The following is a 12945-nucleotide window of genomic DNA, read 5'->3' as shown; positions in this document are numbered from 1 at the left end:
GCGTGGTCAGTGCTCACCGCAAAGTCATCGTGGCCAGTGGCGCAATGGATTGTGCACGGGTGGCCTCCACGTAGGCGGCAATGGCGGTCGACGGCTGGTCGTTCGTGTCGAGGTGCGCGGAGGAGATGCGGATAAGGGGCATGAAATCCTTTGGGTGTGAGGTGTGTTACAGGATGTCTGGTCGGGTAAAAAGAGTAACCAATCAGACAAGCGCGCCGCAGGAAAACCTGGCATGCTGGACACCATGACTAACGGAAAACTCATTCTTCTTCGTCACGGACAGTCCCAGTGGAACGAATCCAACCAGTTCACTGGTTGGGTCGACGTTGACCTCACCGCCAAGGGCGAGGGCGAGGCCAAGCGCGGCGGCGAGCTGCTGCGCGAGCAGGGCATCCTGCCTGAGGTCGTCTACACCTCCCTGCTGCGCCGTGCTATCCGCACTGCCAACATCGCTCTCAACGCCGCGGACCGTCACTGGATCCCGGTCGTCCGCGACTGGCGTCTCAACGAGCGTCACTACGGCGCTCTCCAGGGCCTGAACAAGGCTGAGACCAAGGACAAGTACGGTGAGGAGCAGTTCATGGCATGGCGCCGCTCCTACGGCACCCCGCCGCCGGAGCTCGAGGACTCCTCGGAGTACTCGCAGGCGAACGACCCGCGTTACGCGGATCTGGACCAGGTTCCGCGTACCGAGTGCCTCAAGGACGTCGTCGAGCGCTTCGTCCCGTACTTCGAGTCGGAAATCCTCCCGCGCGCCAAGAAGGGCGAGACCGTCCTCATCGCCGCACACGGCAACTCCCTGCGCGCGCTGGTCAAGCACCTCGACAACATCTCGGATGATGACATCGCGGGTCTCAATATCCCGACCGGCATCCCGCTGGTCTACGAAATCGCGGAAGACGGCTCCGTCGTCAACCCGGGCGGCACCTACCTCGACCCGGAGGCAGCCGCTGCCGGCGCCGCCGCTGTCGCGGCACAGGGCGGCAAGTAAATAACAGCTCGCGCTGCGAACTATCCCCAGGGGGCCTATACTCCCTGGGGATATATTTGTGTCCCCGGCGTTCAATGCCGGGAGAAGAGAAACGAACTTACACAGTACTAGTGGATATTATTTTTGGCCTGGTCGCAGGCGTGATTTTGACGCTGCTGGCGCAGCTGGTGTGGCGTCTCGTCAACGCACGTCTCATGCGCCAAGGCGTCGTCGACGCCCCGAACCAGATCACCACCATCAGCCAGGTGCTCCACCTTGGCGTGCAGGGATCGCCCACGGGACTTATCGTCGTGGCGCAGGCGGGCGACGTCGTGTTGTCCAATAGCTCGGCGCACAGCATGTCGCTCGTGCACGATCGCGTCCTCAACCCGGACGTGTGGAAGGTGGCTCAGGAGGTCTTCAAGGACGGCGAGGAACGCCGTCTCGACGTTGTCATCCGCAAGCGCCGCACGGGCCACCGCGTCACCCAGGTGCAGGCTGTGGTCAAGCCGCTTACTCCGAGTGATGCTCGCTTTGTCATCATCTACGGCACGGACGAGTCCGAGTCGGTGCGCATGGAGGCAGCGCGCCGCGACTTCGTGGCCAACGTCTCGCATGAGCTGAAGACCCCGGTGGGCGGCATCGGCTTGCTCGCCGAGGCACTCCTGCAGGACCCGGATGATCCGGAGCACGTCAAGTATTTCGGCGAGCGCGTCCAGAAGGAAGCCTCGCGCATGGGCAACATGGTCCAGGAGCTCATCGCGCTGTCCAAGCTGCAGGGCGCCGAGCGTCTGCCCAGAATGGAGCCGGTCCGCGTCGACGACATCGTCTCCGAGGCTATTTCGCGCAACCAGCTCACAGCGGACTCGCATGGCATCGAGCTCCTTCGCGGCGAGGACACCGGCGTGGAGGTACTCGCTGACAAGCCGCTGCTGGTCACGGCCGTAACCAACCTCATCTCCAACGCCATCAACTACTCGCCGGAGGCGGCGCCGGTGTCCGTATCGCAGAAGGTCGTGGGTGGGGACATCGTGCTCATCCGCGTCACGGACCGCGGCGTGGGCATTGCGCCGGAAGACCAAAAGCGCGTGTTCGAGCGCTTCTTCCGTGTCGACAAGGCGCGGTCACGTCAGACCGGCGGCACGGGTCTCGGCCTGTCCATCGTCAAACACGTCGTGGCGAACCACGGCGGCAACATCAAACTGTGGTCGCGCCCGGGAACGGGATCGACTTTTACCATTGAACTGCCCGTTCATCACCCTGTATGCGAGACAGATACGGCCTCGACGGGGGATAATGGACACGGCGTCGCTTCCGCGACGGCCGGAAACGCCGGGCGCGTGAGCGCTCGCCGGAAGGACTAGAGAGTAAAGCACATGACTACCATCCTCATCGTTGAAGACGAAGAATCCCTGGCGGATCCGCTCGCCTTTCTTCTGCGGAAGGAAGGCTTCGAGGCTGTCATCGCCTACGACGGCCCTGAGGCGCTCGCCAAGTTCGAGGCCGAGGACATCGACATCGTGCTCCTCGACCTCATGCTGCCCGGCATGTCCGGCACGGACGTGTGCAAGGAGCTGCGCGCACAGTCCAGCGTGCCCATCATCATGGTCACCGCGCGCGACTCGGAAATCGACAAGGTCGTGGGTCTGGAGCTCGGCGCAGACGACTACGTGACGAAGCCCTACTCCTCCCGCGAGCTCATCGCTCGCATCCGCGCAGTCCTGCGCCGTGGCGACGTCCGCCACCACGAGGACGAGGAAGAATTCGAGGAGCAGATCCTCGAAGGCGGCCGCGTGCGCATGGACGTCGAGCGCCACATCGTGACAGTCGAGGACGAGCCCGTCAACATGCCGCTCAAAGAGTTTGATCTCCTCGAATACCTGCTCCGCAACGCCGGACGCGTACTCACCCGTGGCCAGCTCATTGACCGCATTTGGGGCGCGGACTACGTGGGCGACACGAAGACGCTCGACGTCCACGTCAAGCGCCTGCGATCCAAGATTGAGGCGACGCCGTCGCGCCCAGAGCACCTCGTCACGGTGCGCGGCCTCGGGTACAAATTCGAGCTTTAAACCCAGCGCTCGCTGGCTGGGTGCACGGAGACGAGCCCGGCGGCCGCGCGTTTGGCACAGTGCTTGGCGAGGATCGCGTAGGCGTCCTCGCCCATGAGGGCTATGAGCTCGTTCTTCTGGGACTTCCACATGGGCTCGGGGTTGTTGTGGCAGGCGGGGTCCGTCGAGCAATACCAGTCGAAGTCCTCGCCGCCGTTGCCCCAGCCGCGGCGGTCGTATTCGCCGATCTGCGTGCGGAGAATCTCCACGCCGTCGGGGCGCTCTTCGTAGTCCTCGTAGCGGCGTAGCGGCAGCTGCCAGCACACTTCCGGCTTGACCACGGTGAGGTCCTCGCCCTCGGCGAGCGCCCATTGGTGGAGGGCGCAACCGGCACCGGTCTCCCAGCCCGCGCGGTTGGCGAAGATGCAGGCGCCCTCGACGACCGGGGTCTTCAACGCGGGCTCCGGCTCGCCATCGTCACCATCGAGTTCGTCCCACATGAGCCACGGCTCCAGCTCGTCGCCCTCGAGCACAATCTCTTCGGAGGGCGTGCGGCCCGTAACCTCCTCGCGACGCTGCCAATATGTGGCGGGCATGCGCGAGACGGCATCGGCAAGCTGGTCGCGGTCCTGCTCGTCTGCCATGTAGGCACCATGCCCGCAGCAGCCGACATCAGGATTGTTGGAGTCGATGCCGGGGCAGCGCTCGGTGCCAAATTGGCACGCGTAATGGGACTCGAGCCACGTGAGATCGATGGAAAAGACGTGCTCAGGATCGTTCGGATCAGTAAATTCAAACCATTCGCGCGGAAAATCCGGGGCTTTTTCGCGACCGGATGCAATCGATATTCCCGCAGGTGAAGTGGCAGGAAAGCCAAGATACACGGGTTTTGTTTTCGGGCGATTCACACTTAACCACGGTAGACCCATTACTCTGTATGTGTGCGATTAGGTGTATTAGACGTGGGAAGCAACACGGTCCATCTCGTGGCGGTCGACGCCAAACTGGGCGGCCGTCCAACTCCGATGAGCGACTGGAAGACCCCTCTGCGCCTCGTGGAGCAGCTCGACAAGCAGGGCAATATCCATGACAAGGGCCTCAAGGCGCTCACGGACTCGGTGGCCGAAGCCTCCGAGCTCGGCAAGAAGCTGGGCTGCGACGAGCTCATTCCATTTGCGACGTCTGCGGTGCGCTCGGCGCCCAATAGCGCCAAAGTTCTCGACCACGTGGAGAAGGAAACCGGCGTCCGCCTGGAGATCCTCTCCGGCAAGGACGAGGCGCGCCTTACTTTCCTTGCCGTGCGCCGTTGGTACGGCTGGTCTGCTGGCCGCATTACCAACCTCGACATCGGCGGCGGCTCGCTGGAGCTGTCCACTGGCACAGACGAGGAGCCGGACATGGCGTTCTCCCTTGATCTGGGTGCTGGCCGCTTGACCCATAACTGGTTTGAGACGGATCCGCCGAGCAAGAAGGACGTCAACGCCTTGCGCGACTACATCGACGCCGAGCTTGCCGAGCCCACCGCGGCAATGAAGACCGTGGGCTCCGCGCGCCTAGCCGTGGGTACCTCGAAGACCTTCCGCAGCTTGGCCCGCCTTACCGGCGCCGCACCGTCCTCAGCTGGGCCTTTCGTCAAGCGAACCCTTACCGCTGCGGGTCTGCGCCAGCTAATTTCCTTCATTTCGCGCATGACAGCTGCGGACCGCGCGGACCTCGAAGGTGTTAGCTCCAACCGCTCGCACCAGATTGTTGCCGGTGCCTTAGTAGCGGAAGCGTCCATGCGCGCTCTAGGCTTGGAACAACTGGAGATTTGTCCCTGGGCTCTGCGCGAGGGTGTTATCCTGAGACGTCTCGACAAAGGTCTCGGCGCAGACCCTCAGAAAGAATTGGTTTAGTAAGACATGGCTGAAGAGAAGCAATTGACTGTTGCGGAGCTCCTTGCCCGCAACAAGCAGGAGCGCACGGGCGGCGACAAGCCGCGCCGTCGCCGCCGCAGCCTGGAAGAAGGCGGCGTTTCCGTCGCCGAGCTCACCGGCTCGCTCAAGAAGGTCGAGGCTACTCCGGCGCAGGCGAAGCACTCGAACGTCGACATTGACGAGACCGCTCCGGTCATCCCGGCGCCCAAGCCTGAGGCCGCGCAGTCCGATGCCGCACAGTCGGACGCTGCGAAGTCTGCTCCGGCGCAGTCCGAAGCTGAGCGCATCGAAGCTCTGAAGAAGGCCGAATTCGCGAAGAAGGCGGAGGAAGCCAAGAAGAAGGCTGCCGAAAAGAAGGCGACCGAGGACAAGGCTGCTGCGTCGTCCATCGACGAGGCACCGCTGGATCCCAAGGTTGAGGAAGACCGCCGCATTCTCGCCGAGAAGCGCGAGCGCGATGCTGTGAAGGCGGCGTCTACGCCGTCGACGGGGGATACCACCGTCATCAAGAAGGTCGAGGACGAGCCGGCGGCGCAGCTCGAGGATGCTGCGACCACCGAAATCGACCGAGTGGATGATGCCGAGGACGCCGATCCTGCCGAGTACGAGGATGCCGAGGACGACGGCAAGCTCAATCCCGTGTCCATCATCCTGCTCGCACTCGTGGGCATCGTGCTGGGCGCCGTGGTCTACAAGGGCTTCGAAATCCTGTGGACCAACTTCAACAAGGGCCTTGTGGCCGCGCTCGCCGTGGCTGTGACCGCCGCGATGGCAGGCGTCGTGCACGCCCTGCGCACGGATCGCGACAAGGCGGCGATTGTCTTGTCCATCATCGTGGGCCTGGTGCTCACGTTCGGCGCGCTGCTCACGGCATAAAGTCACGGCATGAAGCGCCGCCGCGGCTAACCCCCGGGACCGACACGATGTGTACGGCCCCGGGGGTTTCGCTATAGGGTGGCAGCATGACTGAGAACGCATCAACTTCCACTGCCCAGCACACCGTCACCGTCATTGGCGGCGGCCAGATTGGCGAGGCGCTCGTCTCTGGTCTCGCCGCGTCGGGAGAGACTGCCATGACGGTGACTAACCGCCGCGCCGAACGTCGCGCCGAGCTTGCAGACCATTACGGCGTGTCCACGACGGACGACAACGCGGCGGCGGTCAAAGACGCCGACGTAGTCTTCCTGTGCGTGAAGCCCTACGCCATCGTCGACGTCGCCAAGGAGATTGCGGACGCGCTGCCGCAGGACGCTGTTGTGGTGTCGCTGGCGGCGGGCGTGCGTCTGGAGGCCCTTGAGGCCGCCGTCGCCAACCCTGTGGTGCGCGTCATGCCCAATACGCCCATGCTGTTGGGCCGTGGCATGTCCATCGTGACGCCGGGTTCGCGCGTGAGCGACGAGCAGCTGGCCCTCGTGCGCGAACTCATGGATGCGGTGGGGGAGACCGCGATCGTCGAGGAGAAGAACATGGATGCCGCAACGGCGCTGTCGGGCTCCTCGCCCGCCTACTTCTTCCTCGTGGCCGACGCCCTCATTGACGCTGGCGTCGCGCTCGGCGTGCCGAGGGATACGGCGTCGAAGCTCGTCAACTACGCCCTGGCCGGCTCCGGAGAGATGCTCATCAACTCCGGCTCCGAGGCGTCGACGCTGCGCGCCAACGTCACCTCGCCGGGCGGCACGACGGCCGCAGCCGTCCGCGAGCTTGAAGAGTCGGGCCTGCGAGGCGCCTTCTATCGTGCCGCGGAGGCTTGCGCGAACCGAGCGGCCGAATTGGGCTAGTGCAGCCGCGAAGAACAGCCCCCCGCGTGGGGGTGTAGGGAAGCCTGTGACACATGCGTCTGCCCGGTAAGAAGTTGTCGTGAGAAACTAATGAGAAAAATATCGGCTATTGAGTCGCATTAGTCACAGGTTTCACGCTAGGCTAGAACAAGCACGTGCGTGTACTCCTGCAGGAGGGGAAGCCTTGCAGCGCGCCACGAGCTGAAGGGTTATACAACTATGGCTAATGAAGATAAAGGAACCTTCTTGACCATCGCTGAGGTCGCGGAAATCATGCGCGTCTCGAAGATGACGGTCTACCGTTTGGTTCACGCTGGCGAAATGCCGGCAGTCCGCGTCGGTCGCTCTTTCCGCGTCCACGAGTCTGCCGTCAACGAGTACCTCGAGGCTTCCGTCTACGGAGCCTAGAGTTACTTTTAGTCGCCAGAAGGCGCCCACTGTCTCTCACAGTGGGCGCCTTTGTCATGCGTGCTGGTGCTGAATCTCGCCGTGAGAAAAAGTGACGGTCGCGTCTGCGTTGCCGGTGGTCATTTTTGTTGGACTGGGGCCGGTAGGTAAGATGGTGACCATTCGTGTCGGCATCTGCATGCCTGTGACTTTCGCCTGTGTCTCAAGGACTTCGGTTCTGGTAGCGGGCGGTGGACGCAAAGAGTGCACCTTCGCGGCCCAGTAATCCAGGCGGCGCCGGCAGGTCTAGTACGTACTGATCGTGAAAGTGAGGAAACCGTTATGGGTTCTGTTATCAAGAAGCGCCGCAAGCGCATGTCCAAGAAGAAGCACCGCAAGATGCTGCGCCGCACCCGCGTCCAGCGTCGTAAGCTCGGCAAGTAAATCTTGGTCGACGAAAGGTCCCGGTCACACCTCGGTGTGGCCGGGACCTTTCGCATGCGCTTGCCGATGCCCCCTTTTTAAAGGTTTCCTTAGCGTCTAGCGTTTGAAAGCCTTCCAGCCGCCATAAGAGAACAGCGCGGTGACCAGTGCAGGCACGCCGTAGGTACGCACGGCCTTGCGGACGCTGCGGTAGTCGCGGATGAGCCATCCGCGAGCCTCCGCGATATCGCGCAGCTTGGCGTCCGGGTTAATCGCCACGGCGGTGCCCATCATGGACAGCATGGGCACGTCATTCGCGGAATCTGAGTAGGCGGTGCAGCGATCCAGGTCGAGCCCCTCCATCGTCGCGAGCGCCGCAACGGCGTGCTTCTTACCGGGGCCGTGCAGGATGTCACCCACGAGGCGGCCGGTGAACTTGCCATCCTTGACCTCTGCGACGGTGCCGAGCGCGCCAGTAAACCCGAAGCGGTGTGCCAGAATTTGTGCGAGTTGGACCGGGGTCGCGGTGACGAGCCAGACCTGCTGGCCGGCGTCCAAGTGCATTTCTGCGAGCTGGCGTGTGCCGGGGTAGGCCTTGCGCGCGAGCGATTCGTCCACGATTTCCTCGCAGAGCTGCACCATTTCCTCCACGGAGCGGCCCTTGATGAACTCGAGGGCCTGGATGCGCCCGGCGGCGACGTCGTTGGCGTTCTCGCGGCCCAAGAAGCGGAACTTCGCCTGCTTCCACGCGATGGGGGCGATTTCGCGGATGCGGAAATAGCGGCGGCGGAACAGTCCCATGGCGAAGACGATGAGCGAGGAGCCCTGGATGAGCGTGTTATCCACGTCGAAGAAGGCGGCCGCCCCGGCATCCTGCGGGATATCGGGGTCGGGCGGGGTGATGCGGGCGCGTCCGGCCGAAGTGAACGAACCCTCGACCGAGTCCACGCCGGCCGTGTAGTTATCAAGCGTGATGTCGAAGAGATCCGCTGCGGCGGCCGCGGCGGCTTCGCCGGCCGTACGCTGGGCGGCATCGTCAAGCGGGGCGAGCGCCGTGTTCTCAAGGAAATTGCGCAGATTGCCGCGGCTGGCCGTCCAATTCGCGAGGAAGTCGCGGGGTGAGGGCGGCATGGACGGTGGGGTAGGGGTGGCGGACACGAGGCTCCTTGGACTGCGGCGGTATCGTGTACATCTTAGGACGAAACAGCTCAGCGCGAAGGGTGAGGGAAAATGCGACAAGTCGAACTCATGGTGCGCGCCACGTGTGGATCCTGCACGCGCGTCTATGCGCAGATAGAGCCCGTGGTCGCGGCCGCTGGCGCGAGCCTGACCGCGCGCGACGTTGACGAGGACAAAGAGCTGGCGATGGAATATGGCGACCGCATTCCGGTTGTGGTGATAGATGGCGAAGAATTCGCCTGTTGGGAAGTCGACAACGATGAGCTCGCTGCCGAACTTGCGGTAGACTAAGCCCACCCTTACTACCCCTAGGGTAGGCACAGCTAGTAGTCTTTTGGTTGATTTTTCTCATCCAAAGGGTTGATAAGGAGCGTTCATGAGCGTGCTGGTCGTAGGCATGTCCTACCAGTCGGCGCCGGTTGCGTTACTGGAGCGGCTGAGCATGGCCGATGAGATCCAAAACGACGCATGCGGCAAGCTGGTGGGCCAGGGCTCTCTCAGCGAAGCGATGATCATTTCCACATGCAACCGCATGGAGGTCTACACCGTCACCAATTCCTTCCACACGGGTGTCAAGGATGTCGTCGACGTGCTGGAGAAGCAGTCCGGCGTGACGGCCGATGAGCTGCGCAACTACCTGTATGTCCGCTACGCGGACGCGGCAGCGGAGCACCTCATGAACGTCACCTCGGGCCTGGACTCAATGGTCGTGGGAGAGCAGCAGATCATTGGCCAGGTGCGCACGGCGTACCAGAAGGCCGCGGATCAGGGCACGGTGGGTCCGCGCATTCACGCGCTCGCGCAGTCCGCGCTCCACGCCGGCAAGCGCGTGCACTCGGAAACCGCCATCGATGACGCCGGCGCGTCCATGGTCTCCTTCTCCTTTGACCGTGCGTTGCAGGTCATGGGTACCTCGGATCTCGCAGGCAAGACCGTGCTCATCCTCGGCGCCGGCGCCATGGATGAGCACGGNACGCCGCTCAGGCTGGCGTGAAGGCTGAGGTCGTCGACTTCGCGGATCGCGCCACTGTCCTTGATCGCGTCGACGTCGCCGTCTCCGCCACGGGCGCGCAGGGGTTTACCATCGCTGCGTCCGACATGCCGGACCGCGAACTCATGCTCATCGATCTCTCGCTTCCGCGCGACATTGATGAGGCCTGCGCTAAGAAGGACGGCATCGAGCTCGTCAATATCGACCGCCTGTCCAACGACCTCACCAGCGGCGAGGTCCACGAGGGGCCGCACTCCCAGGCGCGCGATATCGTGCGTGAGGAGCTGGATTCCTACAGCTCGGCACAGCGCGTACGTGACGTGGCACCTGCGGTCTCCGCACTACGTAAGCATGCCGCGGACCTCGTGCACTGTGAGGCCGCGCGCCTCGAGCAGAAGCACCCAGAACTCACGGAAGCACAACTCAAGGACGTCAACCGCGCCCTCAAGCGTGTGGTGGACAAGCTGCTCCACGAGCCGACGGTGCGTGCTAAACAGCTCGCCGCGACGTCTGGCACCGTGAGCCATGAGACCGCCTTGCAGCAGCTCTTTGGCCTCAACCTCGAGGACACCGGCTCTGAGGGCGTTGCTGTCAACGCTGCCGAACTGCCCACCGAAATTTAGGAGATAAACACCATGTTCAAAATCGGTACGCGCGGCTCCATGCTCGCCACCACGCAGTCCGGCCACGTGCGCGATTGGCTCGCGGCGGCGGGCTACCCGGTGCAGCTCCACATCGTGACGACGGCGGGTGATACCAACATGGCGCCCGTCGAGCGCATTGGTGTGGGCGTCTTTACTCAGGCGCTGCGCGAGGCACTCGACCGTGGCGAGTGCGATATCGCAGTCCACTCCTTCAAGGATCTTCCCACCGCAGCCGATGAGCGTTTCCGCCTCATCGTGCCGCAGCGTGAAGATAACCGCGAAGCCCTCATCGCTCGCGACGGCCTTAGCCTCGCCGAGCTTCCCGAGGGTGCCACCGTGGGCACCTCCGCCCCGCGCCGCATCTCGCAGCTCAAGGCCCTGCGCCCCGACCTGGACATCCGCCCCCTCCGCGGTAACATCGATACGCGTATGGGCAAGGTGACCTCCGGTGAACTCGACGCCGTCATCCTTGCCTACGCTGGCCTTTCCCGCGCGGGTCGTGCGGACGCGGCAACCCAGGTCTTCGATCCTGACACGTTCATGCCCGCCCCGGCGCAGGGTGCCTTGGCGATTGAGGCCAAGGTGGGAACGGCGGCATCGGAAGCCTTGGATGCCATCGTGGACCCGCGCGCACTCGCCGCAGCTCAGGCCGAGCGCCAGGTGCTCGCGNATCACGCCAGCTCATTTCCGAGGCGACAGGCACAGACGCCAGCGCCTTGGGTCACCGCGTGGCCGAGGATCTCTTCGCTCGCGGCGCGGCAGAGCTCCTGAGCTAATTTCGCTTACTGCAGGTTTTAAATTAAAGTGTGGATACCACATGCCGCGATCTGATCCCGGCATGACCCCCGTGTAAGAGCGTGTCGCCCTGAACTTGAAGCCCGTACATAGAAAAGAACCTTCACATTGAGCAACCCCGTGTCAGCGTCTATTTCTGACTCCCCGGAGCCACTGGGCAAAGTCATCTTCGTCGGCGCTGGTCCAGGCAACCCTGACCTGTTGACCATTCGTGCCCGTGAGGTGCTCGCGCATAACGCGCTTGCCGTCGTCGATCCGGAGGTCACGGGCGGTATTCGCGAGACCATCGCGTCCGCGCTCCCGGTTCCACAAGAGCTTCTTGATGCCGCCGAGGAGGAGTACGCCCGCATCTGCGCCGAGGCAAAGGCCAACGGCGCGCGTCGCAAGCCGCCGCGCCCCGCCGCCCCGACTGCCGCCATCATCGAAGACCCGGCAGAGGATCTCATCGCGCAGTTCCAGTCCGCGCTCGACCAAGGCGGGGACGTCATCCGTCTCGTGGCTGGCAACCCGCTGGGCCGCGAGTCCATTAAGGACGAGATTTCGTCCGTCGCCGCAGCAGGCATGGAATTCCAGGTCGTGCCGGGTATGTCCCTGCCGTCCACCGTGCCCTCCTTTGCTGGTCTCGCGCTCGGCTCGGCCTACACCGAAGCTGATCTCAGCGACGGTGCCGACTGGGACGCCCTGGCCAACGCCACCCAGCCGCTCGTCCTGCAGACCACGCAGGAGCAGCTCGCGGATATCTCGCGCGAGCTGCAGTCCCGCGGCATGCCTGCGGACACGGAGGCCTACGTGACGGTGCATGGCACCACGCGTCTCCAGCGCACCCACGAGACCACGCTTGGCACCCTGGGCAAGCTCTGCGCCGAACTTCCCGGCCCGCTTGTCGTGACCCTGGGCCGTAGCTTCGATGACCGCACGAAATACTCGTGGTGGGAAAACCGCCCGCTCTACGGCTGGCGCGTGCTCGTGCCGCGCACCAAGGAGCAGGCCGCCGCGATGTCCGCGCGTCTCGCCGGCTACGGTGCTATTCCGCAGTCCGTGCCCACTATCTCCGTCGAGCCGCCGCGCAACCCGGCGCAGATGGATCGCGCCATCAAGGGCATTGTCGAAGGCCGCTACAAGTGGATCATTTTCACCTCCGTTAATGCGGTGAAAGCAGTCTGGGACAAGATCTTCGAGCTCGGCCTCGACGCCCGCGATTTCGCCGGCGTTCACCTTGCCGCCGTGGGCCAGAAGACGGCCGACGCCATCCGTGAAAAGGGCATGGTCCCCGAGCTGCTCCCAGATCGCACGAAGCAGAATGCCGAAGGCCTGCTCGAGGTTTTCCCCAATTACGTGGAAGACATCGACGCCGTGGGCCGCATCCTCCTGCCGCGCGCCGATCTTGCTGGCGAGGCCCTGCCCAAGGGCCTCGAGGCCCTCGGTTGGGAAGTCGACGATGTCGTTGCCTACCGCACCGTCCGTGCCGCCCCGCCGTCAGCGGAAATCCGCGACATGATTAAGTCCGGCGCTTTTGACGCTGTGGCGTTCACGTCCGGCTCGACCGTGCGCAACCTCGTGGGCATCGCCGGCAAACCGCACGCCCGCACGATCATCGCCTGCATCGGCCCCTCTACGCAGGCCGCCGCGGAAGAGATGGGCCTGCGCGTCGACGTCGTCCCGGAGGTTGCGGAAGTGCCCGCGCTTATCGATGCCCTCGCGGAGCACGTCGCTGCCCTGCGCGCCGCCGGCAATCTTCCCGCGCCGCGGAAGAAGCGCCGTGCGCGCAAGAAGGCTACTAAAGTCGATTAGGCATTAACTACTTGTGTAAA

General features: G+C 63.7%; 13 protein-coding genes and 2 pseudogenes. 12 read left to right on the top strand and 3 right to left on the bottom strand.

The genetic code is table 11. The features are described 5' to 3' along the window. Nucleotides 1–13: 13 nt before the first annotated feature. Nucleotides 14–142: a hypothetical protein gene (locus BN9444_RS15315; protein WP_255356869.1), complete on the bottom strand. Its 129-nt coding sequence runs from the start codon at nt 140–142 to the stop codon at nt 14–16. 102 nt (nt 143–244) lie between these two features. Here BN9444_RS15315 and BN9444_RS02410 point away from each other — a divergent pair, with 102 nt between their 5' ends. The 3 genes from BN9444_RS02410 to BN9444_RS02400 all read left to right on the top strand — a co-directional run bounded on the left by BN9444_RS02410 (nt 245) and on the right by BN9444_RS02400 (nt 3042). Beyond that, nucleotides 245–991, top strand: a complete 747-nt coding sequence (locus BN9444_RS02410) for a phosphoglyceromutase (RefSeq protein WP_066490385.1) — start codon at nt 245–247, stop codon at nt 989–991. Between the two features lie 110 nt (nt 992–1101). Next, the gene (locus BN9444_RS02405) at nt 1102–2334 is read left to right on the top strand and encodes a sensor histidine kinase (protein WP_369799429.1); all 1233 of its coding nucleotides are present in this window, start codon (nt 1102–1104) and stop codon (nt 2332–2334) included. 12 nt (nt 2335–2346) lie between these two features. After that, nucleotides 2347–3042 (top strand): response regulator transcription factor, encoded by a 696-nt coding sequence (locus tag BN9444_RS02400; RefSeq protein WP_066509839.1) that lies wholly within the window; start codon nt 2347–2349, stop codon nt 3040–3042. Here BN9444_RS02400 and BN9444_RS02395 read toward each other — a convergent pair. After that, the gene (locus BN9444_RS02395; RefSeq protein WP_141628522.1) at nt 3039–3929 is read right to left on the bottom strand and encodes a DUF3109 family protein; all 891 of its coding nucleotides are present in this window, start codon (nt 3927–3929) and stop codon (nt 3039–3041) included. The two genes, BN9444_RS02400 and BN9444_RS02395, sit on opposite strands and share 4 nt — an antisense overlap. A gap of 33 nt (nt 3930–3962) precedes the next feature. On the opposite strand from BN9444_RS02395, the gene BN9444_RS02390 reads away from it, so the two are divergent. The 5 genes from BN9444_RS02390 to BN9444_RS13385 all read left to right on the top strand — a co-directional run bounded on the left by BN9444_RS02390 (nt 3963) and on the right by BN9444_RS13385 (nt 7546). Then, nucleotides 3963–4916, top strand: a complete 954-nt coding sequence (locus BN9444_RS02390) for a Ppx/GppA family phosphatase (RefSeq protein WP_077210017.1) — start codon at nt 3963–3965, stop codon at nt 4914–4916. Nucleotides 4917–4922: 6 nt separating this feature from the next. Further along, nucleotides 4923–5813, top strand: coding sequence for a hypothetical protein (locus BN9444_RS02385; protein WP_066489640.1), 891 nt, complete (start codon nt 4923–4925; stop codon nt 5811–5813). A gap of 86 nt (nt 5814–5899) precedes the next feature. Continuing rightward, the gene (proC, locus tag BN9444_RS02380; protein WP_066489642.1) at nt 5900–6715 is read left to right on the top strand and encodes a pyrroline-5-carboxylate reductase; all 816 of its coding nucleotides are present in this window, start codon (nt 5900–5902) and stop codon (nt 6713–6715) included. Nucleotides 6716–6934: 219 nt separating this feature from the next. Further along, complete coding sequence (locus BN9444_RS02375) at nt 6935–7123, top strand: helix-turn-helix domain-containing protein (RefSeq protein ID WP_005527601.1); 189 nt, start codon at nt 6935–6937, stop codon at nt 7121–7123. 321 nt (nt 7124–7444) lie between these two features. Then, on the top strand, nt 7445–7546 hold the full coding sequence (locus BN9444_RS13385; RefSeq protein WP_003855542.1) for a 30S ribosomal protein bS22: 102 nt from the start codon (nt 7445–7447) through the stop codon (nt 7544–7546). A gap of 96 nt (nt 7547–7642) precedes the next feature. Here the strand turns inward: BN9444_RS13385 and BN9444_RS02370 are convergent, their stop codons facing one another. Continuing rightward, complete coding sequence (locus BN9444_RS02370) at nt 7643–8656, bottom strand: HAD family hydrolase (protein WP_066489644.1); 1014 nt, start codon at nt 8654–8656, stop codon at nt 7643–7645. Between the two features lie 99 nt (nt 8657–8755). Here BN9444_RS02370 and BN9444_RS02365 point away from each other — a divergent pair, with 99 nt between their 5' ends. From BN9444_RS02365 to BN9444_RS02350, 4 genes and pseudogenes are all read left to right on the top strand, one after another. Next, nucleotides 8756–8995, top strand: coding sequence for a glutaredoxin family protein (locus tag BN9444_RS02365; RefSeq protein ID WP_066509834.1), 240 nt, complete (start codon nt 8756–8758; stop codon nt 8993–8995). An 85-nt stretch (nt 8996–9080) separates the two neighbouring features. After that, a pseudogene (locus tag BN9444_RS02360) lies at nt 9081–10318 on the top strand (glutamyl-tRNA reductase). A 12-nt stretch (nt 10319–10330) separates the two neighbouring features. Next, a pseudogene (gene hemC, locus BN9444_RS02355) lies at nt 10331–11115 on the top strand (hydroxymethylbilane synthase). A gap of 139 nt (nt 11116–11254) precedes the next feature. Then, on the top strand, nt 11255–12925 hold the full coding sequence (locus tag BN9444_RS02350; RefSeq protein WP_231725093.1) for a bifunctional uroporphyrinogen-III C-methyltransferase/uroporphyrinogen-III synthase: 1671 nt from the start codon (nt 11255–11257) through the stop codon (nt 12923–12925). The last annotated feature ends 20 nt before the right edge of the window (nt 12926–12945 follow it).

The organism is Corynebacterium phoceense, assembly GCF_900092335.1.
In the GTDB taxonomy this organism is placed as follows: domain Bacteria; phylum Actinomycetota; class Actinomycetes; order Mycobacteriales; family Mycobacteriaceae; genus Corynebacterium; species Corynebacterium phoceense.
This window is presented reverse-complemented; position numbering and strand designations above follow the sequence as displayed.

Bases quoted from the DNA above. Each gene is read 5' to 3' on its own strand.
- BN9444_RS02375 (WP_005527601.1), top strand. From the start codon at position 6,935: ATGGCTAATGAAGATAAAGGAACCTTCTTGACCATCGCTGAGGTCGCG.
- BN9444_RS02385 (WP_066489640.1), top strand. From the start codon at position 4,923: ATGGCTGAAGAGAAGCAATTGACTGTTGCGGAGCTCCTTGCCCGCAAC.
- BN9444_RS15315 (WP_255356869.1), bottom strand. From the start codon at position 142: ATGCCCCTTATCCGCATCTCCTCCGCGCACCTCGACACGAACGACCAG.
- BN9444_RS13385 (WP_003855542.1), top strand. From the start codon at position 7,445: ATGGGTTCTGTTATCAAGAAGCGCCGCAAGCGCATGTCCAAGAAGAAG.
- BN9444_RS02400 (WP_066509839.1), top strand. From the start codon at position 2,347: ATGACTACCATCCTCATCGTTGAAGACGAAGAATCCCTGGCGGATCCG.
- BN9444_RS02370 (WP_066489644.1), bottom strand. From the start codon at position 8,656: ATGCCGCCCTCACCCCGCGACTTCCTCGCGAATTGGACGGCCAGCCGC.
- BN9444_RS02410 (WP_066490385.1), top strand. From the start codon at position 245: ATGACTAACGGAAAACTCATTCTTCTTCGTCACGGACAGTCCCAGTGG.
- proC (WP_066489642.1), top strand. From the start codon at position 5,900: ATGACTGAGAACGCATCAACTTCCACTGCCCAGCACACCGTCACCGTC.
- BN9444_RS02365 (WP_066509834.1), top strand. From the start codon at position 8,756: ATGCGACAAGTCGAACTCATGGTGCGCGCCACGTGTGGATCCTGCACG.